13 protein-coding genes and 8 pseudogenes are annotated in these 23,520 nt (G+C 58.9%); 16 read left to right on the forward strand and 5 right to left on the reverse strand.

The genetic code is table 11. The annotated features are described in order from the left end of the window. The first annotated feature begins 101 nt into the window (after positions 1 to 101). A complete protein-coding gene (locus B4968_RS05165; protein WP_083097190.1) occupies positions 102 to 1,910 on the forward strand; it encodes an ABCB family ABC transporter ATP-binding protein/permease in 1,809 nt (602 codons plus the stop codon). Positions 1,911 to 1,958: 48 nt separating this feature from the next. Next, positions 1,959 to 3,050 carry an endonuclease/exonuclease/phosphatase family protein gene (locus B4968_RS05170; protein WP_241525583.1) on the forward strand — a complete coding sequence of 364 codons (1,092 nt, stop codon included), beginning with the start codon at positions 1,959 to 1,961 and terminating at the stop codon, positions 3,048 to 3,050. Positions 3,051 to 3,262: 212 nt separating this feature from the next. Here the strand turns inward: B4968_RS05170 and B4968_RS05175 are convergent, their stop codons facing one another. Next, positions 3,263 to 7,072: an efflux RND transporter permease subunit gene (locus B4968_RS05175; protein WP_083097196.1), complete on the reverse strand. Its 3,810-nt coding sequence runs from the start codon at positions 7,070 to 7,072 to the stop codon at positions 3,263 to 3,265. Then, positions 7,069 to 8,341 (reverse strand): annotated as a pseudogene (locus B4968_RS05180) (efflux RND transporter periplasmic adaptor subunit). Before B4968_RS05180 ends, B4968_RS05175 begins: the two are co-directional and overlap by 4 nt. A 301-nt stretch (positions 8,342 to 8,642) precedes the next feature. Here B4968_RS05180 and B4968_RS05185 point away from each other — a divergent pair. The 5 genes and pseudogenes from B4968_RS05185 (at position 8,643) to B4968_RS05205 (ending at position 14,274) form a co-directional block, all read left to right on the forward strand. Further along, a pseudogene (locus B4968_RS05185) lies at positions 8,643 to 9,313 on the forward strand (hypothetical protein). A gap of 77 nt (positions 9,314 to 9,390) precedes the next feature. Beyond that, a pseudogene (locus B4968_RS05190) lies at positions 9,391 to 10,713 on the forward strand (PQQ-like beta-propeller repeat protein). A gap of 73 nt (positions 10,714 to 10,786) precedes the next feature. Beyond that, positions 10,787 to 12,256 (forward strand): ribosome biogenesis GTPase Der, encoded by a 1,470-nt coding sequence (gene der, locus B4968_RS05195; protein WP_083097198.1) that lies wholly within the window; start codon positions 10,787 to 10,789, stop codon positions 12,254 to 12,256. Between the two features lie 297 nt (positions 12,257 to 12,553). Next, complete coding sequence (locus B4968_RS05200) at positions 12,554 to 13,507, forward strand: fatty acid desaturase (protein WP_083097201.1); 954 nt, start codon at positions 12,554 to 12,556, stop codon at positions 13,505 to 13,507. Between the two features lie 122 nt (positions 13,508 to 13,629). Next, positions 13,630 to 14,274 carry a helix-hairpin-helix domain-containing protein gene (locus B4968_RS05205; protein WP_241525584.1) on the forward strand — a complete coding sequence of 215 codons (645 nt, stop codon included), beginning with the start codon at positions 13,630 to 13,632 and terminating at the stop codon, positions 14,272 to 14,274. A gap of 171 nt (positions 14,275 to 14,445) precedes the next feature. Here the strand turns inward: B4968_RS05205 and serS are convergent. The 3 genes and pseudogenes from serS to B4968_RS05220 form a co-directional block, all read right to left on the reverse strand. Further along, a pseudogene (gene serS / locus B4968_RS05210) lies at positions 14,446 to 15,739 on the reverse strand (serine--tRNA ligase). Positions 15,740 to 15,912: 173 nt separating this feature from the next. After that, positions 15,913 to 16,419, reverse strand: a complete 507-nt coding sequence (locus B4968_RS05215) for a hypothetical protein (RefSeq protein WP_083097205.1) — start codon at positions 16,417 to 16,419, stop codon at positions 15,913 to 15,915. A 51-nt stretch (positions 16,420 to 16,470) separates the two neighbouring features. Continuing rightward, complete coding sequence (locus B4968_RS05220) at positions 16,471 to 16,743, reverse strand: hypothetical protein (RefSeq protein ID WP_139792576.1); 273 nt, start codon at positions 16,741 to 16,743, stop codon at positions 16,471 to 16,473. Between the two features lie 407 nt (positions 16,744 to 17,150). On the opposite strand from B4968_RS05220, the gene yajC reads away from it, so the two are divergent. From yajC to B4968_RS05265, 9 genes and pseudogenes are all read left to right on the forward strand, one after another. Then, entirely contained in the window at positions 17,151 to 17,429 is a 279-nt protein-coding gene (gene yajC, locus B4968_RS05225) for a preprotein translocase subunit YajC (protein ID WP_083097253.1), read from the forward strand. 34 nt (positions 17,430 to 17,463) lie between these two features. After that, a pseudogene (gene secD, locus B4968_RS05230) lies at positions 17,464 to 19,125 on the forward strand (protein translocase subunit SecD). A 2-nt stretch (positions 19,126 to 19,127) separates the two neighbouring features. Further along, positions 19,128 to 20,095 (forward strand): annotated as a pseudogene (secF, locus tag B4968_RS05235) (protein translocase subunit SecF). A 174-nt stretch (positions 20,096 to 20,269) separates the two neighbouring features. Then, positions 20,270 to 20,623, forward strand: coding sequence for an Mth938-like domain-containing protein (locus B4968_RS05240; protein WP_083097256.1), 354 nt, complete (start codon positions 20,270 to 20,272; stop codon positions 20,621 to 20,623). Positions 20,624 to 20,777: 154 nt separating this feature from the next. After that, positions 20,778 to 21,391: pseudogene (gene ccmA / locus B4968_RS05245) on the forward strand (heme ABC exporter ATP-binding protein CcmA). Next, complete coding sequence (ccmB, locus tag B4968_RS05250; protein WP_083097210.1) at positions 21,388 to 22,044, forward strand: heme exporter protein CcmB; 657 nt, start codon at positions 21,388 to 21,390, stop codon at positions 22,042 to 22,044. The pseudogene ccmA and the gene ccmB overlap by 4 nt, the downstream one beginning before the upstream one ends. A gap of 39 nt (positions 22,045 to 22,083) precedes the next feature. Continuing rightward, positions 22,084 to 22,821, forward strand: coding sequence for a heme ABC transporter permease (locus tag B4968_RS05255; RefSeq protein WP_083097212.1), 738 nt, complete (start codon positions 22,084 to 22,086; stop codon positions 22,819 to 22,821). After that, positions 22,818 to 22,976 (forward strand): heme exporter protein CcmD, encoded by a 159-nt coding sequence (ccmD, locus tag B4968_RS05260; RefSeq protein WP_173907531.1) that lies wholly within the window; start codon positions 22,818 to 22,820, stop codon positions 22,974 to 22,976. Before B4968_RS05255 ends, ccmD begins: the two co-directional genes overlap by 4 nt. Further along, positions 22,969 to 23,507: pseudogene (locus tag B4968_RS05265) on the forward strand (DsbE family thiol:disulfide interchange protein). The gene ccmD and the pseudogene B4968_RS05265 overlap by 8 nt, the downstream one beginning before the upstream one ends. Positions 23,508 to 23,520: the final 13 nt, after the last annotated feature.

Genomic DNA, 23,520 nt, shown 5'->3' on the forward strand with positions numbered 1-23,520 from the left:
GACGGCAGACGCGCCCTTTGCGGCGCGTTTTGCCTTTGGCCACTGGTGTTCATCGCATCAGAGGCCTATCTCTCTATTCCTGAGCCAGGAAAGCGCGCGCTATGACCCAACCAGAGACTTCTATTGCCAGCGACGAACGTCGCTCTGGCCTGCGCACCCTGCGCCGGATGGGGCCCTATCTGTGGCCTAGCAAACATCTCTGGGTCAAACAACGTGTGGTGCTGGCCATTGCGGTGCTGGTTTTGGCCAAGCTGATCGCGGTCTATACGCCTATGCTCTATAAGGGCGCGGTAGACAGCCTTGCTGCCGAAGGCGTGCCGCCCCTGGCCCTGGGCGCGGTTGGGCTCACTGTGGCCTACGGGGTGGCGCGGATCTTTACCACCGGGTTCCAGCAGCTACGCGATGTTATTTTTGCACCCGTTGGGCAGCGCGCACTACGGCATTTGGCGCTTGAGACCTTTACCCATATTCACCGCCTCTCGATGCGCTATCACATCACCCGCAAAACCGGCGGGCTGTCGCGGATCATTGAGCGCGGCGTTAAAGGCGTCGAGTTTCTCCTACGCTTTATGCTGTTTTCCATCGGGCCTCTGGTGCTGGAACTGGTGCTTGTCGCTATCATCCTGACGGTGCTTTTTGACGCCTGGTATCTGGCAGCTGTTGGCATCACCATCGGGCTCTATGTCTGGTTCACCTTTGCCATCACCGAATGGCGGGTAAAGCTGCGCCGCGAGATGAACAAGCAAGACACCGATGCCAACCAAAAAGCCATCGACAGCCTGCTCAATTTTGAGACGGTGAAATATTTTTGCGCCGAGGCGCGGGAAGCCGCGCGCTATGATGGTGCCATGCGGGCCTATGCCAAAGCGGCGCTTAAGACTGCGTATTCGCTGGCTTTTTTAAATTTTGGCCAGAGCCTTTTTATCACCACGGGACTGGTGGCCGTTATGGTCATGGCCGCAATGGGTGTCCAAAACGGCGAGTTGACAGTGGGCGATTTTGTCATGGTCAACGCCTATATGATCCAGATCACCGTGCCTTTGAACTTTCTTGGCACCGTGTACCGCGAGATCCGTCAAAGCCTGGTGGACATGGGGGAGATGTTCGATCTTTTGGAACAGCCAGCCGATGTGAGCGACGCCAAGGGCGCCAAGGTTTTGCAGGTCACCGGCGGAGAGGTCCGGCTGCAGGATGTGCGATTTGGCTATGAGAGCGATCGTGAAATTCTAAAGGGCGTGTCAGTGCAGGCCGGTGCCGGGCAAACGCTGGCCATTGTGGGCTCTACCGGGTCGGGGAAATCGACCATTGGGCGGCTGTTGTTTCGGTTTTACGACGTGACCGGCGGCAGTCTGACCATTGATGGTCAGGATGTGCGCGAGGTGACGCAAGAGAGCCTGCACGCAGCCATTGGCGTGGTGCCGCAAGATACGGTGCTGTTCAACGATACCATTGGCTACAACATTGGCTATGGCAAAGCCGAGGCCAGCCAGGAGGAGATCGCGCAGGCGGCGCGGGATGCGCAGATCCACGATTTCATCATCAGCCTGCCACAGGGCTATGACACCCAGGTCGGCGAACGTGGACTGAAACTCTCTGGTGGTGAAAAGCAGCGGGTGGGGATTGCCCGGACCCTGCTGAAAAATCCGCCAATCCTGCTGCTGGATGAGGCAACCTCGGCGCTGGATACTGACACCGAACAAGAGATCAAGGATGCGCTGGAGCGCGCCAGCGAGGGCCGCACCGTGCTGACAATTGCGCATCGGCTCTCTACCGTTGCAGAGGCTGACCTCATTGTGGTGCTGGAACAGGGCGAAGTGGTGGAGCAGGGCAGCCATGAGGCGCTGCTGGCCCGTGACGGGCGCTATGCGCATCTGTGGCAGCGCCAGCAATCGGATCAGGCTGTTGCCTGAGGCTAGTTTTCCACAGGAAAAACCCACTGATAAGTGAGGATACAGAGCGTGCTGCATTACTTGGCTGTGTTTTTCTTTGTCTGTTTTGTGCCGCTTTTAACGCTGCTGCCATTGCTCCGAAATGAGTCCTGGTGGGTACGTGGGCTGGAGTTTCCGGCGCTGCAGATCGCCGGTCTGACCTGTGTGGTGCTGCTGGCCTATCCGGTGGTTTTTGGCTGGCAGGGGGCATGGAATACCGCCGCCATCGGGCTATTGAGCGGCTGCAGTGTTCTGCAACTAAGTCGAGTTATCCGCTACACGCCCTTGTTTCCAAAGCAGATCCAGACAGCGCGCCAGCTGCGGCCGGACGACCAACTCAGCGTTCTTGTCGTCAATGTCTTGACGCCCAACAGGACAGCACAGCCCCTGCTTGACCTGATCCGCGCGCGCAAGCCTGACATTGTTCTGGCGGTTGAAACAGATGACTGGTGGCAAACGCAGCTGGACAGCATTGGGCCTGAATACGCCTGCCGGGTGAAGCAGCCGCTGGATAACCTCTATGGCATGTCGCTTTTCTCCCGCTTTGAACTGATCGACCCCCGGATTGCGTATCTGGTCGAGCGGGCGGTGCCCTCGATCCACACCGGGGTGCTATTGCCCTCGGGACACCGGGTTGAGCTGCATTGCCTGCATCCGGCCCCACCCAGCCCGACCGAGAATGCGACCTCGGCCGAACGGGACGGTGAGCTGTTGCTGGTGGCGAAAACTCTGGATCCGCAAGCGCAACCCACAGTGGTGATGGGGGATTTGAATGATGTGCCCTGGTCAGCAACACTTCAGTTGTTTCAAAAGGTTAGCGGGCTGCTTGATCCCCGCATCGGGCGCGGCCTCTACAGCACTTTTCATGCAGGATATGCGATGCTGCGCTGGCCGCTGGACCATGTGTTCTGTTCTGGCGATTTCACTTTGGTTTCGCTTGACCGGCTTGACCATATTGGCTCGGATCACTTTCCCATTCTGGCGGTTCTTCAGCATACGCCGCGGGCGCAAAACCTGCACCGGGAACCCCGGGGGCGAGCGAGGGGGGGGCAGGGGTGGCGCTGGTTAAAATCGCCAAGGTTGGCGCCGACGAAGACGCGCTTTTGTAACACGGGTTCGTAACACAGGCGCACTTGATCTCACCGTGAAGACGGTCTGCAAGGCCAGGACCATAAGGCCAGGTCATGAACTCAGTCTTTGCAGGTAGTCTTTGCAGGCAGTCTTTCAGGGCAGAGTGCTGTACTCCCCAATGGTCCCCAATGTTCCCTAGTGGCCCCTGAATGTAAAAAAGGCCCCGCCTGCGCGGAGCCTTTTTCTTTTTGATATCAACAGCATTACTCGGCTGCGCGCAGCGATCTGTTACCCTGATTGCTCCGGGAGCTTGCTGAGTTTTTCGCAGGGCTTGCAGTATTTTCACTGTCCAATTCATCCCAGAGGATTTCACTGGTGGGGAGCCGGCGCGCCTTTTTGGCAAGGCGCATGTCCTGGGCAATCCGGCTGGAGCGTCCGCCTGTAATGCGCGCCAGCAGCCGTCCCATCCAGCTCAGATAGGTCGAGAGCAAAACCCGGATCGACAAAAGCGAGGGCGTCCCCCCCAGGGTGAGGACGGTTGCAATGCCCAGGCCAAAGACCACGGCGGTTGCCAATTGCTTCCACCAGAGCGCGGTCGGGCTGTCGATGGAGTAGCCACCGCCGATGAAGTCCAGGCTGATGCCGAACATCATAGGTGCCAGGCCGGCCATCGTCGTGACAGTGGTGAGCAAGACCGGACGGATCCGGGCCTCGGCGGTGCGAATGATGGCCTCGATCCGGGGCATATGCTGACTGAATTCCTGATAGGTATCAATCAGAACAATGTTGTTGTTCACCACAATCCCCGCCAGAGCCACGATGCCGGTCCCGGTCATGATGATCGAAAACGGCTGTTGCATCACCATCATCCCAATCAGCACGCCCGTGGTGGACAGCACCACCGCAAGCAGCACCAGAACCGCATTGTAAAATGAGTTGAACTGCGCCAGCAGGATCACAAACATCAGCGCCAGTGCCCCGGCAAAGGCCTTGGACAGGAAGGCTCCGGATTCAGCCTGTTCATCCTGATCGCCGGTCCATTCCCAAGCGACAGCCCGGTTCAGTGGCTCGGTCTCCAGCCATTTTGTGATCTCTCCAATGCGCTCGTTGGCATTGACAGGCGAGATTTTTGCCCCGCTTGCAAGAGCATCCTGCACGGCTTTTGGGGTCTCGGCCTCGACCAGCTGATACAGGGTGTAGTCCACGCCGTTGGCGCCGCTAAAGAAGATCTCTTGTGTCGGGGTCAGCCCCTCGGGAACCGCCTTGAGGAAGGCCAGTGTCACCTCATCCTCAGCAGTCGAGCCCGCCTGCACAATCCGGTGAAGGCCGGGTTCCACATCGGCCTTGACGTCATAGTAGCGTTCCTGGTCGACACGGCTGATTTGCGCCAGTTTCGGCACGGGCTTGCGCGTGATAAAGTTGGACAAGGGCACCAGCCCATCCGAGGTACGAACCTTGAGCGTGTCCAGCGTGGCCAGCACCCGGTCCTCATTTGGCAGGCGCACCCGGATTTCGATCTCTTCGTCAGAGCTGTCGACGCGCATGGTGTCGAGCAAAATACCACGGGTCACCAGCTGTACCATCGCTCCAACCGTCGCGACATCGGCGCCGTAACGGCCTGCTTTTTCCACATCGACGTCGATCTGCCAGTCAATGCCGGGCAGTGGCAGGCTGTCTTCGATCAGAGTGAGGCCGGGGGTTACGTCGAACCTGGCGCGGGCGGTCAGAGTGGCCTCTGTGAGGGCCTCCCAGCTGTCGCCGCGAATGCGCAGGTGGATGGGTTTGCCGGAGCCGGGTCCCTGTTCCAGCGCGTTGATCTCAACAAAGAATCCGGGGATTTTTGCCAGTTCAGTATTGATCTCTTCGATCACTGTATTGCCGTCGAACTTTGTCGCGGTGATTTCGCGGCTCAGGAGGCCAAAGAACCAGGTCTCGGTCTGGGTCGGGCGATCCTCCCAGGGGATGATTTCAAACTGAACCTGTCCCACGGTATCGGCGGGCGACTGGGTGTTGCTTGGGCCTCCGGTATCAAGCCCGCCTTCGCCGGCAAAGGAAAACACGTTGATCACCGCAGGATGCGCCAGAATAACCTGTTCGGCCTGTTGCACCATCAGATCCTGTTCCGTGAGGCTGAGGTTGCCGCGGGCGCGCACATAGGCGGTTGCCTGTTCAGGTTCGGATTCAACAAAAAATTCAACACCATAGTTGTTATCGCCAAACATGGTAAAGACCGTGCTGATGCCAATGGCAACGGCGGCCAGAGTGACGATCGGCATGTCCGGGTTTCCGGCGATGAATTTGATCACATAGCCAAAGGCGGTGTGATGATAGCCCGCCTCGACGCTGCGTTCTTTGCGGGTGAATTTGGTCGCGCCTAGGGTGATCGAGGCGGCAAAGGCCGAAGCAATGAAGACCAAGCCGCCGAAAGCCAGGCCAACCTGCGGCGCTGTGCCGTCGGGCAGCAGGTAGCCCGCGTTGAGCATCTGCATGGCCCCTGCAAACATGCCCCAGAGGGACGGCGGCACCAGCAGGGCCCGCAGCCACCAGGGCGCAATCGCGCGCAGCCCGTCAGAGGTATGTTCAAACACCCGGCTGATACGGCCAGACAGGCCACCCATGACCGGCAGGTAGATCAGCGCCACAACTAGCGAGGCGGACAGCACAAAGATCAGCGTGACAGGCAGCATGCCCATGAATTGGCCGGGAACACCTGGCCAGAACAGCATGGGCAAAAAGGCACAAAGAGTTGTCGCGGTGGACGACACAATCGGCCAGAACATTCGCTGGGCCGCCTCAACATAGGCATGCATCGGGCCTGTGCCCTCACTGATGCGTTTATCGGCGTATTCCACCACCACGATGGCGCCATCCACCAGCATGCCGACCGCCAGGATCAGGCCGAACATCACGATGTTCGAGATCGAAACACCCAGCAGGGCCAGGAACGCAAAGCACAGCAAAAATGAGGTCGGAATGGCAAACCCCACCAACAGGGCGGCACGACTGCCCAGCGAGGCCAGAACCACGATCATCACCAGCGCCACGGCCGTCAGCACAGAGCCCTCAAGCTGACCCACCATCGAGCCGACAACCCGGCTCTGGTCGTTGGAGGTGCCCAGCGTGACCGAGGCCTGCAGTTCAGCGGGCCATTTGGCCTTGGCCTCCTCAAGCGTCTCTTTGACCAGATCTACCGTGTCGATCAGGTTGAAACCCTTGCGTTTTACCACCTGCAGAGCAACCGTGTCAGCGCCATCAAACCGGGCGGTTCCAGCGCGGTCTTCAAAGGTGAAGTTGATGGTGGCCAGCTCACCCAGCGTGACAATACGGTCGCCGTTTGTTTTCACGGGCAGCCCGTAGATGTCTTGTACGTCGTTAAACGAGGACGGGATTTTGACCGAGAATGTGCCCTGTTCCGTTTCCACTTCGCCCGCAGCAATCAGCTGATTGTTGTTTTGCACAACATTGATCAGTTCAACCGCGGTGATGTTGTAGGATTCCAGACGCAGCGGGTCGATCACCACCTCGACCATCTCATCACGGTTGCCGGCAATGCCAGCCTCAAGAACGGCATCAAGCGATTCGATATCGTCCTGCAACTCCTTGGCAATGCGGGCCATGGTGCGTTCCGGCACAGCCCCCGTCAGGTTGACGATGACGATTGGAAATTCGGAGAAATTGATCTCGTTCAGCGAATAGGTTTCCGCCCCATCGGGGAAGCTGGCCTCGGCCCGGTCCATAGCATCGCGAACATCCGCCATCACAGCGGTCTTGTCCCAGCCAAAGTCGAATTCAAGCGCGACGCCGGCATAGTTTTCAGCGGCCGTCGCGCTCATCTTGTCGAGCCCGTCCAGATCGGCCAACTCGGTTTCCATCACCTTGACCAGCAGGCTCTCAGAGTCCTCGGCCGAGATGCCCGGGAAAGGCACCGAGATGAAGAGGGCCGGAATTTCGATATCCGGCTCGCCTTCTTTTGGCAGGCTGGAATAAGCAAAGCCGCCAACCAGAATAGAGATCAGAATGAAGGCAATGACCATACGGGCCCGATTGGCGGCCCAGGCGACGACACCGGTCATTGTGCGGCCTCGCGGTAAGTGGCGGCCACAGCAACACCTGAGACAACAAAGTCCTGGCCCATGATGATCACATCCGCCTTATCGGGCAGGCCGCCGACCCAGATCCCGTCCGCCTCATCGCGCAGCAGCTCTACGGCGACAGATCCGGCTGTCTGATCTTCGCGGACAATCCGGACGCCCAATTGCCCGTCATTGTTCAGGGTCAGGGCAATTGCGGCAGCTTATGCGCGTTGGCGCCCTGTGCTGAGATGGCAATATCCGCCGTTTGGCCATCTCGAATTGCCAGGTCCGGATTGGCGACAGAGATTTCAACTTCAAAGGTGCGCGTTGCCTGATCCGCTGAGCGGCTGACAAATGTGACCCGGCCCTGCACCCGCGCGCCAGTGGCCAGTTCGGCCCCGGCCATGGCGCCCAATGCGACTCGATTGACCTGGGTTTCCGGCACAAACCCCACCACTTTGATAGTGTCGAGCTGGATCACTGTGGCACAGTGATCTCCGGGTAGCATCAGGCTGCCCAGCTCGGCAGTGTCGCTTTCGAGCAGGCCGTCAAAGGGTGCGGAAATGGTCAGACGCTCGAGTTCCTTATGGGCAGCGCCCACAGCGGCAATTGCGGATTCAATTCCGGCGCGTGCCGTTTCCAACCCGCCTTTGGCGCTGGCAACCCCCGCCACGGCGGCGCGTTCAGCGGCCTTGGATCCGGCAAGTTTGGTCTCTGAGGTGTAGCCGCCTTCAGATAGCTTCTGGGCAGCGGTCAGGTTTATCTTGGCTTCGCTCAGTTTGGCGTTGGCCTCGTCCAGGCGCGCTTCTGAGACGGGCATGTTTGCACGCGCTTCTGTCAGACGGGCCTGGGCTTCCAGCAGGGCAGCAGGGCGGGTGCCTGGATCCAGTTTGCACAGCACATCGCCGGCGGAGACCTGTTTGCCCTTGCGGAGGGGTTCGGAAATCACTGTCGAGGAGGTCTCGGCGCGCAGATCCACCTGACGCACCGCTTGGGTCATGCCGCGCAGGATCACAGCGCTGTCAAAGGGCTGGGCCTGACTGTGCAGCGCAACAACGCCGATGCGGTTTTCTGCTAGCTGCTTAGCCTGGGCTGCGGTCATGGCGGCAGCGCCCTGGCCTGCGGCGTCACCTGCGTCAACAGAGACTGACCTGGATGTGGGTTCAGAATCTTCACACGGGCAAAGGCCAGCAGGGTCTCTCTCTGGATGACCAGAAAATACAGGCCAAGGGATACCAAAATGGCAGTAATAAGGGGGATCAGTCTCATCTCGGGCCTTTCAAAACAATCTCTCGTCGTCTCAATTTGGTAATCAATGGTGACCAAACACACCGGAGATCCCGCCAGATCTGATGTGAACTGATAGTGGTGATCTATGTATTGTCCATACTAAACGGAACAGTTCAGATAACATTTCTTGCGAAAATCTTGCGAAAATGTGGCTCCGTGCGCAGATTCTGCCCGCAATCGGGCACTTGGCTTGATGCAACAGGCAGGATATGAGAGGCAAAAGAGGAATAATTTCTGGCTCCGGTTTCGGCAGCAGGATGGCACTTCAGGGACATATACCATGAGCGACACTGACAGCTTTATCGATGAAGTGACCGAAGAGGTCCGGCGCGATCGTTTGTTCGTGATGCTAAAACGCTATGGCTGGATTGGCGGGCTTGCGGTTGTGCTGATCGTTGGCGGCGCGGCCTACCGCGAGTATAGCAACGCACAGGACATGGCGGCATCTCAGGCGCTTGGCGATGGCATTGTTGCTGCTTTGGCAGCCGATGACCCAGCGGCGCGGGCTGCGGGCCTGGACGCGGTTACGGCTGAAACACCCGGTGGGGCTGCGATTCTGGCCATGCTGCAGGCGGGGGCTCTGTCCAATACCGACCAGATCGAGGCGGCCGTGGCGCGCCTTGAGCTTTCGCCCTCAACACCGAGCTGCCCCTGATCTATCGTCACATTGCCAGTTTCAAGGCGCTGGGGCTGCAACAGCAGAGCCTGAGCAGTGCCGAGCGTCGTTTGCAGTTTGAAGCGCTGGCGCAACCGGGGGCGCCGCTGGCGCTGCTCGCATCAGAACAGGTCGCGCTGATTGATATCGAAGGGGGCACCCCGGAGGCGGCGATTGCGCGCCTGCAGATGATTGTCGAAGACGCAGGCGTGACTGCGGACTTGAAAGAACGGGCCACGCAAGTGATTGTGGCTCTGGGTGGCGTGCCGGATCAGGCTGCGACTTCCGAAGGATAAAGAAAACCGCCAGCAAAACCGCGGTGTCAACTTGCGGCAAAGACAAGCGGCAAAAACTATGAGTACGGGGCAGGGTAATGACGGCAGCTAACTCCTTTTCTTTGGTTCGGGTCCTGCTATGCAGCAGCGCCCTGGCGCTGGGGCTTTCCGCCTGCACCGAGCCCGAAGTGATCTTGCCGGGCAAGCGCGAAGCGATCCGGCCTGACGTAGATCTCGACGTGCTGAACCAGTCAGTGGCCATATCGCTGCCAAGGCAGGTGTCCAACGCCTCCTGGGCGCAGGGCCATGGTGACCCGAAACACCGCACCTCACATCCCGCCCTGAGCCCATCGCCGCGACTGGCCTGGGCGGGGCGGATTGGTGCCGGAGACAGTCGCAGGCAGCGCATTACCGCGAGTCCCGTGGTGGCTGCAGGACGGATTTACACCATGGACAGCGCGGCGCGGGTCTCTGCTGTGTCTCCTGCTGGCCAGGTTCTTTGGCAGAGCGATCTGCTGCCGGCGCGCGACGATGAAGGTCAGGCCACCGGCGGCGGTATGGCCTATGAGGATGGCGTTCTCTACGTGTCCTCTGGCTACGGTGTCTTGACGGCGCTGGAGGCGGCAACCGGCAAACAGGTTTGGCGCCAAGAGCTTGACGCGACCGGCTCTGGCGAGCCGACCGTGCGCGACGGACTGGTCTATCTGGTCGCGGGTGACGATACCGGCTGGGCGGTGAATGCGCGTGATGGCCGGATTGCCTGGCAGATCGAAGGCACACCAAGCCCGTCAAATGTGCTGGGAGCACCCGCACCGGTTGTGACCAAGGATCTGGCGATCTTTGCCTTTGGCTCGGGCGATCTGGTGGCCACGTTCCGGCGTGGTGGGCTGCGACGCTGGAGTGCGTCTGTGTCAGGACAGCGTACAGGATCAACCCTGGCGCGGATCAGCGATGTGACCGGCTCTCCTGTGCTTGTTGGCCAGCGCGCCTATGTCGGCAATCACTCTGGTCGCACCGTTGCCTTTGATGTCGCCAGTGGCGACCGGCTCTGGACCGCGCAAGAAGGGGCTCTTGGCCCGGTCTGGCCCGCAGGCGACAGCCTGTTCCAGATCAGTGACCGAAATCAGCTGCTGAGGCTGAAGGCGGACAGCGGCGAAATCCTCTGGGGCCGTCGATCTGCCCGGATATCTCAAAGACAAGCCCGGTAAGCGTGGGGCCATTGTCGCCCATTATGGCCCAGTTCTGGCGGGCGGGCAGCTTGTGGTGGCCTCTAACGATGGGCAGCTGCGCTTCTTTGATCCCCGTGACGGCAGCCTTGCGCAGAGCATCAGGTGCCCGGTGGGGCAAGCTCCGCTCCGGTGGTTGCTGGCAGTACTCTTGATGTGGTGTCGAGCAAGGGGAACCTGCTCGACACCCGCTAATGCGCAATCGGCTCTGGCCGTGGACGCCGAGATGCGCTATTGGGCGCGTCTCAAACGCTGAAAGTTGGGTCCGATGTCTTTTACCCTCGCTATTGTGGGCCGTCCAAATGTGGGCAAGTCCACCCTGTTCAATCGCCTTGTGGGCAAAAAGCTGGCGCTGGTCGATGACCAGCCCGGCGTGACGCGTGATCTGCGCGAAGGCGAAGCCCGTCTGGGCGATCTTCGCTTTACGGTGATTGATACCGCGGGTCTGGAAGGCGTCACGGACAACTCGCTGGAAGGGCGCATGCGGCGCCTCACCGAGCGGGCGGTGGACATGGCTGATATCTGCCTCTTCATGATTGATGCCCGCACGGGCGTGACCCCGGTGGACGAGATGTTTGCCGAGATCCTGCGTCGCAAGTCAGCGCATGTCATTCTTGCCGCCAACAAGGCCGAAGGCAATGCCGCCGAGGCAGGTGTGCTTGAAGCCTATGGTTTGGGTCTGGGCGAGCCGCTGCGTCTCTCGGGCGAACACGGCGAAGGCATGACCGATCTCTATTCAGAGCTGGTGCCGCTGGCAGACCAGTTCGAGGCCGATGCGGTGGATCATTCTCCTGTGGTTGATGTGGAACTGGATGAGGACGAAGACTGGGACGCAGACACGGCACCGCCAGCGCCTGTGCCCACACGTGAAAAACCGCTGCAGGTGGCTGTTGTGGGTCGGCCCAACGCGGGCAAATCCACCCTGATCAACAAGATCCTTGGCGAAGACCGTCTGCTGACCGGCCCCGAGGCGGGGATTACCCGCGATGCGATCTCGCTGCAGATCGACTGGGCCTGCACGCCGATGCGCATCTTTGATACAGCAGGCATGCGCAAAAAGGCCAAGGTGCAGGAAAAGCTGGAAAAACTATCGGTCTCTGATGGTCTGCGCGCGGTCAAATTTGCCGAGGTGGTGGTGATCCTTCTTGATGCCGAGATTCCGTTTGAGCAGCAGGACCTCAGGATTGCTGACCTGGCCGAACGTGAGGGCCGCGCTGTGGTTGTTGCGGTGAACAAATGGGATATTGAAGACAATAAACAAGAAAAGCTGAGCGCGCTGAAAGAGAGCTTTACCCGGCTGTTGCCACAGCTGCGCGGCGCACCTCTGGTGCCGGTTTCGGCCAAAACCGGCAAGGGGCTTGATCGTCTGCATGCGGCCGTCATGCGCGCCTATGATGTCTGGAACCGACGTGTCCCAACGGCTGCGCTGAACCGCTGGCTGACGGGCATGCTGGAGCAGCATCCGCCCCCCGCACCACAGGGCAAACGGATCAAACTGCGCTATATGACCCAGGCAAAGACCCGACCACCGGGATTTGTGGTGATGTGTTCCCACCCTGACAAGATTCCTGCAAGCTACACCCGGCATCTGGTCAATGGGTTGCGTCAGGATTTTGACATGCAGGGCTCCCCCAGCCGCCTGACGATGCGCGGGCAGAGCGACAAGAACCCCTTTAAAGGGCGCAAAAAGGCGCCTCCGTCCAAGCTGCGGAAACATCTTTCCGGGCGACGCGACTAGACCACTGCGCCCGGCGGTTTTCAAAAATCATCCAACAACACTCCGGAGCTGGCGTTTCGGGGTGTTTTTTTTGCAGCTCTACCTTATGGGGAGGTGAGTTGCACTAATCCCCCTGTGATTGATTGAAGTTTTGCAATGTTTTGCTAAATTAACTTTCAGCAACTCTGGTGGCCTGTCCTGCCATTTGGGCTGGCTTGCGGGGCTGTGACGATGCCCGTTGGTCGCCCGAGAGTGTCAAGCAGGTGTTACACCGCCTATTTAGTCTGTGAATTTAATCTGTGTGTTTAAGGGGATGCAATGGACCTGAGAAGCTACACGCGCAAATTTGCCCAGCAAGACAACAGACTGGCTGCGGCCAGCTTTTTTGGGACATTTATCGTCTACTTCAGCGCTCTTGCTCTGGCGATTTCTTTTCGCGAAACATGGTATGTGTTGCTGCCTGCCGGGGTCATCTTTGCCTTTGCCTCTGTGCGGCTTTACGTTTTGCAGCACGACACCGGCCATCATTCGTTGTTTGAGAGCCGTGGCCAGAATGAACTGGCAGGACATGTGCTGTCGCCTTTTACCTTTGCACCTTTTGAGGTGATGAAGCAGAACCACAATCTGCACCACGCCAATATTGGCAATCTTGAACATCGCGAAACCGGTGAAATTCATACCATGACCCTGCGGGAGTGGCGCGAGTCCGGACCCTGGCAGCGGCTTTACTACCGATTGTACCGCAATCCGTTGATTATGGTGCCGGCTGGCGCGGTCTTCACCTATTTCATCCGCTATCGCTGGCCCAAGAACAGCAGCCGCTTCGGCGCCCTTGGGGTTGTGTTGCACAATCTGGTGATCCTGGCGCTGCTTTGGCTCTTGTACCGGGTTGCGGGCGGGCAGGGGCTGTTGATCTGGTTTGTCTTCTCACTGCTGGGTGGCATGATCGGCGTGTTTCTCGTCTACCTGCAGCATAATTTTGAGGACACCTATTGGGACCGCCGCCCGGATCTGAACCCGGCCGAGGCAGCGCTACAGGGGTCTTCCTGCCTGGATTTTGGCTGGTTTTTTGATTTTGCGGTGGCCAATATCACCCTGCATGACATCCACCATTTCAACGCCCGCATTCCCAGCTATCGGTTGCGCCAATGCCACTACAGCCTTCCGTCAGAATATGCCCTGCGGCGCATAAAATTTGGCGAGGCGATCCGCGCGCTGTCGCTAAAGCTTTGGGATGAAGACAATAAGCGACTTGTGCCCTTTCCCGCCTAAGCCTTGTTGTGCAATGATCGGTTGCAAGGATTGACGCGCGGCAGGGAATTTTTTTAGGAGTACGTGTGGAATGACCGATATCACCAAATTGACTGGGCGTAGGGCCGGCACTGGCCAAAGTTTTGCAGACGCATGGTCTGAAAACGGGCGAGGCCATCGCAATGACCTCCCTTGAGGATCTGAAGGCCATTCCTGGTATCGGTGCGGCGCGTGCTGCGCGACTGAAACAGGCCGCCGCAGGCCTGGGCGCGCCTGCAGCGAAACCGGCGGCTCCGACCACCACAAAGAGAGCAGCCAGACCTGCTGTGAAGCCCAAAGGCAAAGTACCGGCAAAAACTGCCGGGGCGCGATCTAAACCCAAGGAGGCTGCAAAGACCCCGGCCAAACCCCAGCAGTCTGCAACACATCTGGCAGCAAAACTGTCGGAGGCTGAGAAGACCCTGGTGTCGGAGGCCGAAGAGGCGCTGAGCGCAGCCCTGGCGGCCGCGGAAGCCGCACGGGCCGCGGCCGAACAAAAGGCAGCCAAGGCCAAGGCCAAGGCAAAGAAGGCCGCGCGCAAGGCAGAAAGCCTGATGGAGGAGTTTTCCAAAGCCAAGGAACAAGCCCGGGCCAAAGCGAAGAAAATGAAGGCCGAAGCGCGCCGAGCGATTGAGCGCGAAAAGGCCAAAGCCAAGGCCATTCTCGAAAGCCTGGAGCAGGGCAGCGAGCCTGCGAAAAAACCCAAGTCAAAATCAAAGGCCGATAAGAAAAACAAAGCCGCAAAATAGCCGCGTCCCCTGTCCCCGATTAGTCGTCCCAAAGACGTCACACTGGGCCTTAGAACAACACTGGCCTGGGAATAGCACTGGGCCTGATAATATGACAAAAGCCGGCGATCTCCTTCGAGACGCCGGCTTTTGTCATATTATCACAGGCATTTTTCCTTGTGCGGTGGCAGGTTAGACCAGCTCACCACTGGCCGTCAGGGTCAGTTTGTTTTTGAGATAGGGCGCCAGCACCTCGGGCAGTTTCACCGAGCCGTCCTGTTGTTGGCCGGTTTTCCAACACGGCGATCAGGCAACGCCCGACAGCCAGACCAGAGCCATTCAGGCTGTGGACGAAGTCTGGCTTGCCGCCCTCCGCAGGGCGAAAGCGGGCGTTCATGCGGCGGGCCTGAAACGCGCCGGTTGTGGAGACAGAAGAGATCTCGCGGTAGGCATCCTGCCCGGGCAGCCAGGCCTCGATGTCATAGGTGCGGCGGGCGCCGAACCCCATTTCACCGGTGCAGAGCACCACGGTACGGTAGGGCACGCCCAGCTTCTCCAGCAGACCCTCAGCGCAGCGCAGCATGCGCTTTTGCTCGGCATCCCACTCGTCCGGGGGGGTGATCGAGACCATCTCGACCTTTTCAAACTGGTGTTGACGCAGCATCCCCGAGGTATCACGCCCCGCGCTGCCAGCTTCAGAGCGGAAACACTGGGTATGCGCCGTCATGCGGATTGGCAGGTCGCTGGCCTCTAGCACATCCCCGGCGACGGAATAGGTCAGCGTTACCTCTGAGGTGGGCACCAGCCACCAGCCATTGGTGGTCTGATAGCTGTCTTCGCCAAATTTGGGCAGCTTATCTGTGCCATACATGGCTTCATCGCGTACCAGAACCGGGGTCTGGACCTCGGTGAGGCCATTCTCATCGACATGGGTGTCGACCATGAACTGGGCCAGCGCGCGGTGGATCCGGGCAACACCGCCCTTAAGAAAGACAAAACGGGCGCCACTGGTCTTGGCGGCGGTTTCAAAATCCATGCTGGCAGAGACGCCGGCGATCTCAAAATGCTCTTTCGCGGCAAAACCCAGCGTGGGCGGGGTGCCCCAGCGGTTTACCTCGACATTGTCATCCTCGTCAGCGCCATCTGGCACATCATCGGCCGGCAGGTTGGCAATGCGGGCCAGAATGTCGGTCTGCTTGGCGTCAAGCTCTTTGGCTTCAACCTGCAGCGCGGCCACTTCGGCCTTTTTGGCAGCCACCTCGCCGCGCAGGCGCTCAAAGGTCTCAGTGTCGCCCTTGGCTTTGGCGGCACCAATTTCTTTGGCGGCTTTGTTCTGTGCGGCCTGCGCCGCCTCAGATTCCTGAATTTTGGCGCGGCGCGCTTCGTCCAGCGCCAGAATCTCTGACGACCCGGCCGCATCCCCACGCCGCGCCAGAGCGGCATCAAAAGCGGCTGGGTTTTCGCGGATTGCGCGGATGTCATGCATTGGTCTGCTCCTGTCGTGCCGTTTGAATCAATCACGTCAGCTATGCCCGACAGGCGACGGAAGGGAAAGGGGATGATTACCGAATAGAAGTTGTTGTTGCAGCGGCGCGGAAAGCATCGCTCATGCCGGGCAAAAAACTGCGCGTAGCATTTGACCAAGGCCCCCGCTTAGGGCTATTTTTTCGCCTTTTTACTCGCCTCAATGGCCTTATTGATTTTCTCAAAGGCCTGGATAAGTTTTGCAAACTTCGGATCCAAGGTCTTTTCGACCGTTTCGAGTTTGTCCGCGACGGGTTGCAGCTTGCTCACCTTGGCTATGGTCTTTTCCAGTTTAGCGGCTTCGGCCTTGTCCTTGGTCAGAAGGGCAGAGATCTCCGCCTCGACCTTTTTCAGCTCGCTTTTTCCCTTCATCAGCTTGACGACGCTGACACAGTCATCGCGCTGTCCCTTGGCCTCAATTTTCTTGAGCAGGTCGAGAACTTTCTTATCGGCTTTGGCATCGGTGGCGGCTTTCAGCCAGCCTTTTTTCTTGAAGTCCGGCGAGAAGGGCTTGGCGGATGTCAGAGAACTTTGCAGTTTGCTGATTTCCGCAAGGGTTTTTTTCGCCAGGGAGTCGAAAGCCTTGTAATCGGAGGCCCCCTTGTTGATGAGTGCTTTTAGCTGTGCGTCGCTATTGGACATGGCGTTTCCCGTCCTCCGAAATGAGCAGGTTGAAATTCAGACAGTTCAAATTCAGATCGGTAGCAACTGTGCTTGTCGAACCGCGCCACCTGCACCGCCAACCTGGTCTTTTTTGGCTTGCTCGGCTTTCAGAAGCGTCGCCATGAGCTTATTCGTCTCTTCGATGGCTTTGATGGTGGCGGCAAATAAGGTGAGGTAATTTTGCGGAATTTCGCTGACGCCGGCTGTCAGTCCTGTGTAGCCGGACTGGGCTAGAGCTGCCAGTTCTAGCGCCGCGCGGGGCCGTTCCATGGCTTGCCAGCCCTTATTGATACGGTTGTACATGTCAAGCAACCTTCGCAGGAGCGCTATCAACTGTTGTCTCGCTGTTTCTGCCAGCCATCCCATAATCAAAACTCCAAATTTTAACTACAATCAATGGGAGAGTATGTGGAGCATTCCCTTGCGTCAAGCTGCGTGTCACCGGCAACGGAGCCGGGTCCGCTTGAGGAAAATCTGGCGCCAATCTGCGGCGCACAAGAGTAGCTCGATGCTGTATGAATTCGGGCTTGCAATCAGTATATGTGGCCCGCTGTTGCGCTGGATTAGACGTGCCACCGCGCCAGAGTAAAAGTCTTCTTCTGTGTAACGCGGTCCCTGCCTTGCAATGTCCCGGTTCACCGCATAGGTTCCCGGCCAAATAGGGGCCTGAAACAGAGCTCCCGCCAGACAGAAGGAAGACCCCCGTGGATATGAACCAAATCGGCCAGTTTCTCCCCCTCATCCTGATCTTTGCGATCATGTATTTCCTGCTGATCCGCCCGCAGCAGAAAAAGATGAAAGAACACACGCAGATGGTTGCCAATGTGCGCCGCGGCGACCAGGTGGTGACCCAGGGTGGTCTCATCGGTAAGATTGCTAAGGTCAAAGACGATAATGAGGTCGAAGTTGAACTGGCCGAAGGCGTTAAGGTGCGTGTGGTGAAATCCACCATCGCACAGGTGCTGAGCAAGACCGAGCCGGCAGCTTAAGAAGCCCGTCATAACACATTGAAAAGGCAGGGCAATGCTTCAAATTGATCTCTGGAAAAGGGTCGTAATTTGGCTGGTTTGTGTGACCGGCCTTTTGCTTGCCCTGCCAAACGGTTTTTATACCCGCGTTGAGCAGTCAAACGACGCCGCCGCGGAAATCATCGCCATGGGCGACACGGCTGAACGTCAGGCACTGGTGGAACAATGGCCGTCTTTTCTGCCATCGTCTCTGGTCAATCTGGGTTTGGATCTGCGCGGTGGTGCGCATCTTTTGGCCGAAGTGAAGGTCGAAGATGTCTATGCCGCCCGCATGGATGCGCTCTGGCCCGAAGTGCGCGATGCACTGCGTCCTGAACGTGCGGCCGTTGGCAGCTTTCGGCGTCAGCAGGCCCCCGAGGGCCAGATTCGCCTCAAGATCACCAAGCCGGAAGGCATGGCACGCGCGCTGGACGTGGTGCGTGGGCTGGCCAATCCGATTACCAGCCTGACTGGGGCCGGGGCCTCGGATATCACGGTGTCCGGTGCCGGTGACATTATCACGATTGAGCTGAGCGAGGCCGAACGTCTTGCCTCTGATGACCGCACCGTGCGCCAGTCGCTGGAAATCGTGCGCCGCCGTATCGACGAGGTTGGCACCCGCGAGCCGACCATCCAGCGCCAGGGAGCCGACCGGATCCTTATTCAGGTGCCGGGCATTGGCTCAGCCTCCGAGCTGAAAGCCATCATTGGCACCACGGCACAGCTGACCTTTAGCCCTGTTGTCGGGCGTGGCTCTGACCCGGACGCGCCTGCCGGTGTTGGCAACAAAGTCATCCCTTCGGTTGATGAGCCGGGCGCGTATTATACGGTTGAGGCGGCCCCGGTGGTCACCGGCGAGGAGCTGGTGGATGCACAGCCGACCTTTGATCAAAACGGCAGCCCGGCGGGGAATTTCCGCTTTAACACCTCCGGTGCGCGCAAATTTGGCGACTACACCGCTGAAAACATTGGCTCTCCCTTTGCCATTGTGCTGGATGACGAGGTCGTCTCGGCGCCGGTGATCCAATCTCATATCCCAGGTGGCTCCGGTATTATCACCGGGAACTTCACCATCGAGGAAAGCACCCATCTGGCGATCCTGTTGCGGGCGGGTGCCCTGCCTGCCGGGCTGGAATTCCTCGAAGAGCGCACCATCGGGCCAGAGCTGGGCCAGGACAGTATTGATGCCGGCAAGGTTGCCACCATCGTGGCCTTTGTTGCCGTGCTGGTCTTTATGGCGCTGAGCTATGGTCTGTTCGGCCTCTTTGCCAATGTGGCGCTGATCCTGAACGTGGCACTGATCTTTGGCATTCTCAGCCTCATTGGCGCGACGCTGACCCTGCCGGGTATCGCTGGTATCGTGCTGACGGTTGGTATGGCGGTTGGCGCCAACGTGCTGATCTTTTAGCGTATTCGCGAAGAGCTGGAAGCGGGCCGGGGGCCGGCACGTGCCATCGACGAGGGCTACTCCAAGGCGCTGAGCGCCATTCTTGATGCCAATATCACCACCTTCATCACCGCCGTTATCCTGTTTGCCATGGGCTCTGGTCCGGTGCGGGGCTTTGCGATCACGCTGGGGCTGGGGATTATGACCGCGGTCTTTACCGCGATCTTTGTCACCCGGCTTATCATTGTGATGTGGTTTGAACGTCGCCGTCCCAAACAGATTGAGGTGTAATCATGCGGCTTAGACTTGTTCCCAAGGAAACCTCATTCGATTTCTTCAGCAAGTGGAAGATCTGGCTGAGTATTTCCGCTCTTATGATGGTTGTGGGGCTGGTGTCCTTTGGCCTGCAGGGGCTGAATTTTGGTCTCGATTTTCGCGGTGGCACCACGGTTCGGACCGAAAGCACCACGGCGATTGACGTCAAGGTCTACCGCGACGCCATAGCGCCGCTTGAGCTGGGCGATATTTCAAACACCGAGGTGTTTGATCCTACTTTTGAAGACGACCAGCACGTCGCGATGATCCGCATCCAGGCCCAGGCCGACGGTGAGGCCATTTCCGGCGAGGTGATCGAAATTCTCAAAGGCGCACTGGACGCGGTGGCGCCGGGCATCAAGTTTGTTTCGGTCGAATCCGTGGGACTCAAGGTCTCAGGCGAGCTGGTGCAGACGGCGGTTCTGGCCGTGATGCTGGCGATTGGCGCGGTGCTTGTCTATATCTGGCTGCGGTTTGAATGGCAGTTTGCCCTGGGCGCGGTTGTTGCACTGGTGCATGACGTGGTCCTGACCATCGGCATTTTCTCAGAGTTGCAGATCAAATTCGACCTGGCGATCATTGCGGCCCTGCTCACCATTGTGGGCTATTCGCTGAACGATACGGTGGTGGTGTTTGACCGGGTGCGCGAAAACCTGCCCGCTATAAGAAAAAGGATCTGGCCGAGGTTTTGAACCTGTCGATCAACGAAACCCTCAGCCGTACCATGATGACCTCGGTCACAACCCTGTTGGCGCTGATATCGCTCTATGTGCTCGGCGGTGATGTGATCCGTGGCTTTGTCTTTGCGATGATCTGGGGCGTTATTGTCGGGACGTATTCGTCGTTCTTTGTCGCCTCGACCATTTTGCTTTGGCTCGGTGTCAAACGCGACTGGAGCAAGCCGAGCAATACATCTGGCAACCAGTTTGCCAATGTGGATGCCTGACGCGCGGGCTTTTGCAGCTGAGCAGACCTTGCCTTTGCCGGGTCGGGTTGGGATGATACTATCTAACGGAGCCGTGGGAATTTCCTGCGGCTCCAATTGTTTTCAGCCTGCGATTTTGGCACCGCAAGTCTCTGTCCAAGGCAGTGCGCAACAGATCTGAGAAAGGACATGCCGATGCAACTCAATGAAGTCACGTTTACCGAGGCAAGGCCGGTCGATGGCTATGGTCCCGGATTTTTTCGCATTGCAGGTCAGGTGCATCAGGGGGCGGTATTGGCCAGCGCGACCGGAGTTGTCTCCTGGCAGGGCTACGCCGACGATGCGGCGCTTTTGGCGCTGGCGGGCACGGTGGATGTTTTGTTCATCGGCACTGGCGCTGAGATTGCCCATATCCCGGCGGATCTGCGGCAAAAGCTTGAGGAAGCCGGGCTTGGGCATGAGGTGATGAACTCTCCTGCGGCCTGCCGGACCTATAATGTGCTGCTCTCTGAGGGGCGGCGCATCGCTCTGGCTGTTCTGCCTGTTTGAGATTGGGCCAGTCTGAGATGGCCCTTAACTTCGGGGAGCTCACGAGTGAGTTTCTCTGTTTCAGCCGCTCCAGCCTGGGATTTGATCTGCCACAAGGTCTTTGCCGGTGCTTTGTGACTTTTGTGCAGCCAAGCAATGAGATAAGCCTGTATTCATGACACTGAATGTATCAAATCTGCGCATCGCCCGTGGCGGGATCCCGGTGCTCGACGGGATCAGTTTTGCGCTGAAGCCCGGGCAGGCTTTGATTCTGCGTGGGCCAAACGGGATCGGCAAAACCACCTTGTTGCGCAGCATTGCCGGGCTGCAGCCGCCGCTGGCCGGAACAGTGACAGGTGGCGAAGATCAAATCGCCTATGCCGCCCATTCTGATGGGTTGAAACCCGCCCTGACGGTTGCTGAGAACCTCAGCTTCTGGGCCAGCGTTTTTGGCACCCGCTCCATTGAGGCAGCCCTTGAGGCCTATAACCTCACGGCGTTGCGCAACCGCCCGGCCGGTGCGCTGTCAGCGGGGCAAAAACGTCGGTTGGGCCTGTCGCGGATGCTGGTCACGGGGCGCGCAATCTGGGTGATGGATGAGCCAACCGTGAGCCTCGATCAGGCCTCTGTCGCACTGTTTGCCACGGCGGTGCGCCACCACCTTGCGGCGCAGGGATCGGCCCTGATAGCCACCCATATCGACCTGGGGCTGGATGCGGCGGTGTGGATGTCGGCCCCTATAAGGCCAAACCGGTGGGGCTGGGTGATTTTGACGGGGCGTTCTTGTGAGAGCGCTCTTGGTGCGGGATCTGGGCCTGGGAGTGCGGGCGGGTGGGGGTTTTGGCCTGGGACTGGCGTTTTTCCTGATTGTCACCGTGGTGGTGCCGTTTTCTGTTGGGCCTGAATCCGATCTTTTGGCGCGGATCTCCCCCGGTGTTTTGTGGCTGGGCGCGCTGTTGTCTTGCCTGTTGTCGCTGGATCGCCTGCTGGCGCTTGACTGGGAAGATGGCTCGCTCGACCTGCTGGCCACGGCTCCCTTGCCGCTGGAGGCGGTTGTCAGCATCAAAGCCCTGGCCCATTGGATCACCACCGGGTTGCCGCTGGTGCTGGCCGCACCTCTGTTGGGGGTGCTGCTGAACCTGCCGCCTGAGGGCTATATTTGGGTGGTGATTTCACTGCTTTTGGGCACACCGGCCCTGTCGGTGATTGGCACCTTTGGCGCCGCCCTCACGGTGGGGCTGAAACGCGGCGGGCTGTTGCTGTCGCTTTTGGTGATGCCGCTCTATGTGCCAACGCTGATCTTTGGCGCCGAGGCCGCGCGGCGCGGTGCTTTGGGCATGGGGGTCGAGACGCCCTTGCTGATGCTGGCCGGAATTTCCGCAGCAGTTATTGCATTGATGCCCTTTGCCAGCGCCGCTGTCTTGCGTATCAATCTTCGCTAGCTATGTAGTTAACCAAACCACGGGAACGAGAGAGCCACTATGTCGATCTGGGAATATGCCAACCCGCGAAAATTCCTGCGGACCTCGGAACGGGTTATGCCTGCTCTCTGGGTCAGCTCAGCTCTTTTGATGGCTGTGGGGCTGGTCTGGGGGTTCTTTTTCACCCCGGATGACTTCCGGCAGGGATCAACCGTCAAGATTATTTTTCTGCATGTGCCTGCGGCCCTTATGGCGATCAACGCCTGGTTTATGATGCTGGTGGCCTCGCTGATCTGGGTGATCCGCCGCCACCACGTCAGTGCGCTGGCCGCCAGGGCCGCAGCACCTGTGGGGATCGTGATGACGCTGATTGCGCTGGCGACGGGCGCCATCTGGGGCCAGCCGATGTGGGGCACCTGGTGGGCCTGGGATCCGCGTCTGACCTCGTTTCTGGTGCTGTTTTTGTTCTACCTGGGCTATATCGCCCTGTGGGAAGCCATTGATGACCCGGATACAGCCGCCGACCTTACCGCGATCCTGTGTCTGGTGGGGACGGTTTTTGCCGTGCTCAGCCGCTATGCGGTGAATTTCTGGAACCAGGGGCTGCATCAGGGGGCCTCGCTGTCGCTGGATAAAAAAGAGAACGTGGCCGATGCCTTTTCCAACCCGCTCTATATCTGCATGATTGGCTTTGGGTTGTTTTTCATCGCCATGGTGTTTTACCGCACCGGCACAGAGATCCGGGCCCGGCGGATAAAGGCGCTTTTGGCGCGTGAGCGGCAGGGAGAGTCAGCATGATGCCAGATCTTGGAAAATACAGCGACACCGTGCTTGCGGCCTATGGGGCGTCAATCATCCTGCTTGCACTGCTGGTGGGGATGACCCTGTGGCGCGGTCGGCGGGTGCGCCGCGAGATGGATGCGCTGGAACAAAGGATGCGCCGCGATGGCTAAAGTCGCTCCATTGATGGTTCTGCCCATTGTGGTTTTGCCAGCTGTGTCGGGCTTGCGCTGACAGGCATGTACCGGGATGACCCCGAAAGCCTGCCTTCGGCGCGCGAAGGCCAGCTGGCACCAAAGGTGGAGCTGAGCGCGTTGCCCGGCAAACTCCCCTTTGATGATGCGACCCTGCGCGATGGCGAAGTAAAGCTGGTCAACTACTGGGCCAGCTGGTGTGCGCCCTGTCGCGTGGAACACCCAAATCTGGAGGCTCTGAAACAAGAGGGCATCAAGATCTACGGGGTGAACTACAAGGACCAGCTGGAGAATGCTGCGTCTTTCCTGGCGGAACTGGGCGACCCCTACGCCGCCATTGGTCGCGATGATAAGGGCCGTATGGCGCTGGACTGGGGCGTTTACGGTGTTCCGGAAACCTATGTGATTGATGGATCCGGCAAAATCATCCTGCGGTTTGCCGGGCCTTTGACCACGCGCGCAATCGAAAGCACATTGCGTCCCGCACTGGAAAAAGCGCGCGGCGAATAGCTGCGCGCAACAA

The sequence above is a fragment of the Pseudophaeobacter leonis genome, from assembly GCF_002087335.1.
In the GTDB taxonomy this organism is placed as follows: Bacteria; Pseudomonadota; Alphaproteobacteria; order Rhodobacterales; family Rhodobacteraceae; genus Pseudophaeobacter; species Pseudophaeobacter leonis.

Excerpts from the sequence above, each read along its gene's own strand:
- B4968_RS05215 (WP_083097205.1), bottom strand. The coding sequence starts at position 16,419 with ATGTCCAATAGCGACGCACAGCTAAAAGCACTCATCAACAAGGGGGCC.
- B4968_RS05240 (WP_083097256.1), top strand. The coding sequence starts at position 20,270 with ATGCAACTCAATGAAGTCACGTTTACCGAGGCAAGGCCGGTCGATGGC.
- B4968_RS05165 (WP_083097190.1), top strand. The coding sequence starts at position 102 with ATGACCCAACCAGAGACTTCTATTGCCAGCGACGAACGTCGCTCTGGC.
- B4968_RS05175 (WP_083097196.1), bottom strand. The coding sequence starts at position 7,072 with ATGACCGGTGTCGTCGCCTGGGCCGCCAATCGGGCCCGTATGGTCATT.
- B4968_RS05200 (WP_083097201.1), top strand. The coding sequence starts at position 12,554 with ATGGACCTGAGAAGCTACACGCGCAAATTTGCCCAGCAAGACAACAGA.
- yajC (WP_083097253.1), top strand. The coding sequence starts at position 17,151 with ATGAACCAAATCGGCCAGTTTCTCCCCCTCATCCTGATCTTTGCGATC.
- B4968_RS05255 (WP_083097212.1), top strand. The coding sequence starts at position 22,084 with ATGTCGATCTGGGAATATGCCAACCCGCGAAAATTCCTGCGGACCTCG.
- ccmD (WP_173907531.1), top strand. The coding sequence starts at position 22,818 with ATGATGCCAGATCTTGGAAAATACAGCGACACCGTGCTTGCGGCCTAT.
- B4968_RS05220 (WP_139792576.1), bottom strand. The coding sequence starts at position 16,743 with ATGTACAACCGTATCAATAAGGGCTGGCAAGCCATGGAACGGCCCCGC.
- der (WP_083097198.1), top strand. The coding sequence starts at position 10,787 with ATGTCTTTTACCCTCGCTATTGTGGGCCGTCCAAATGTGGGCAAGTCC.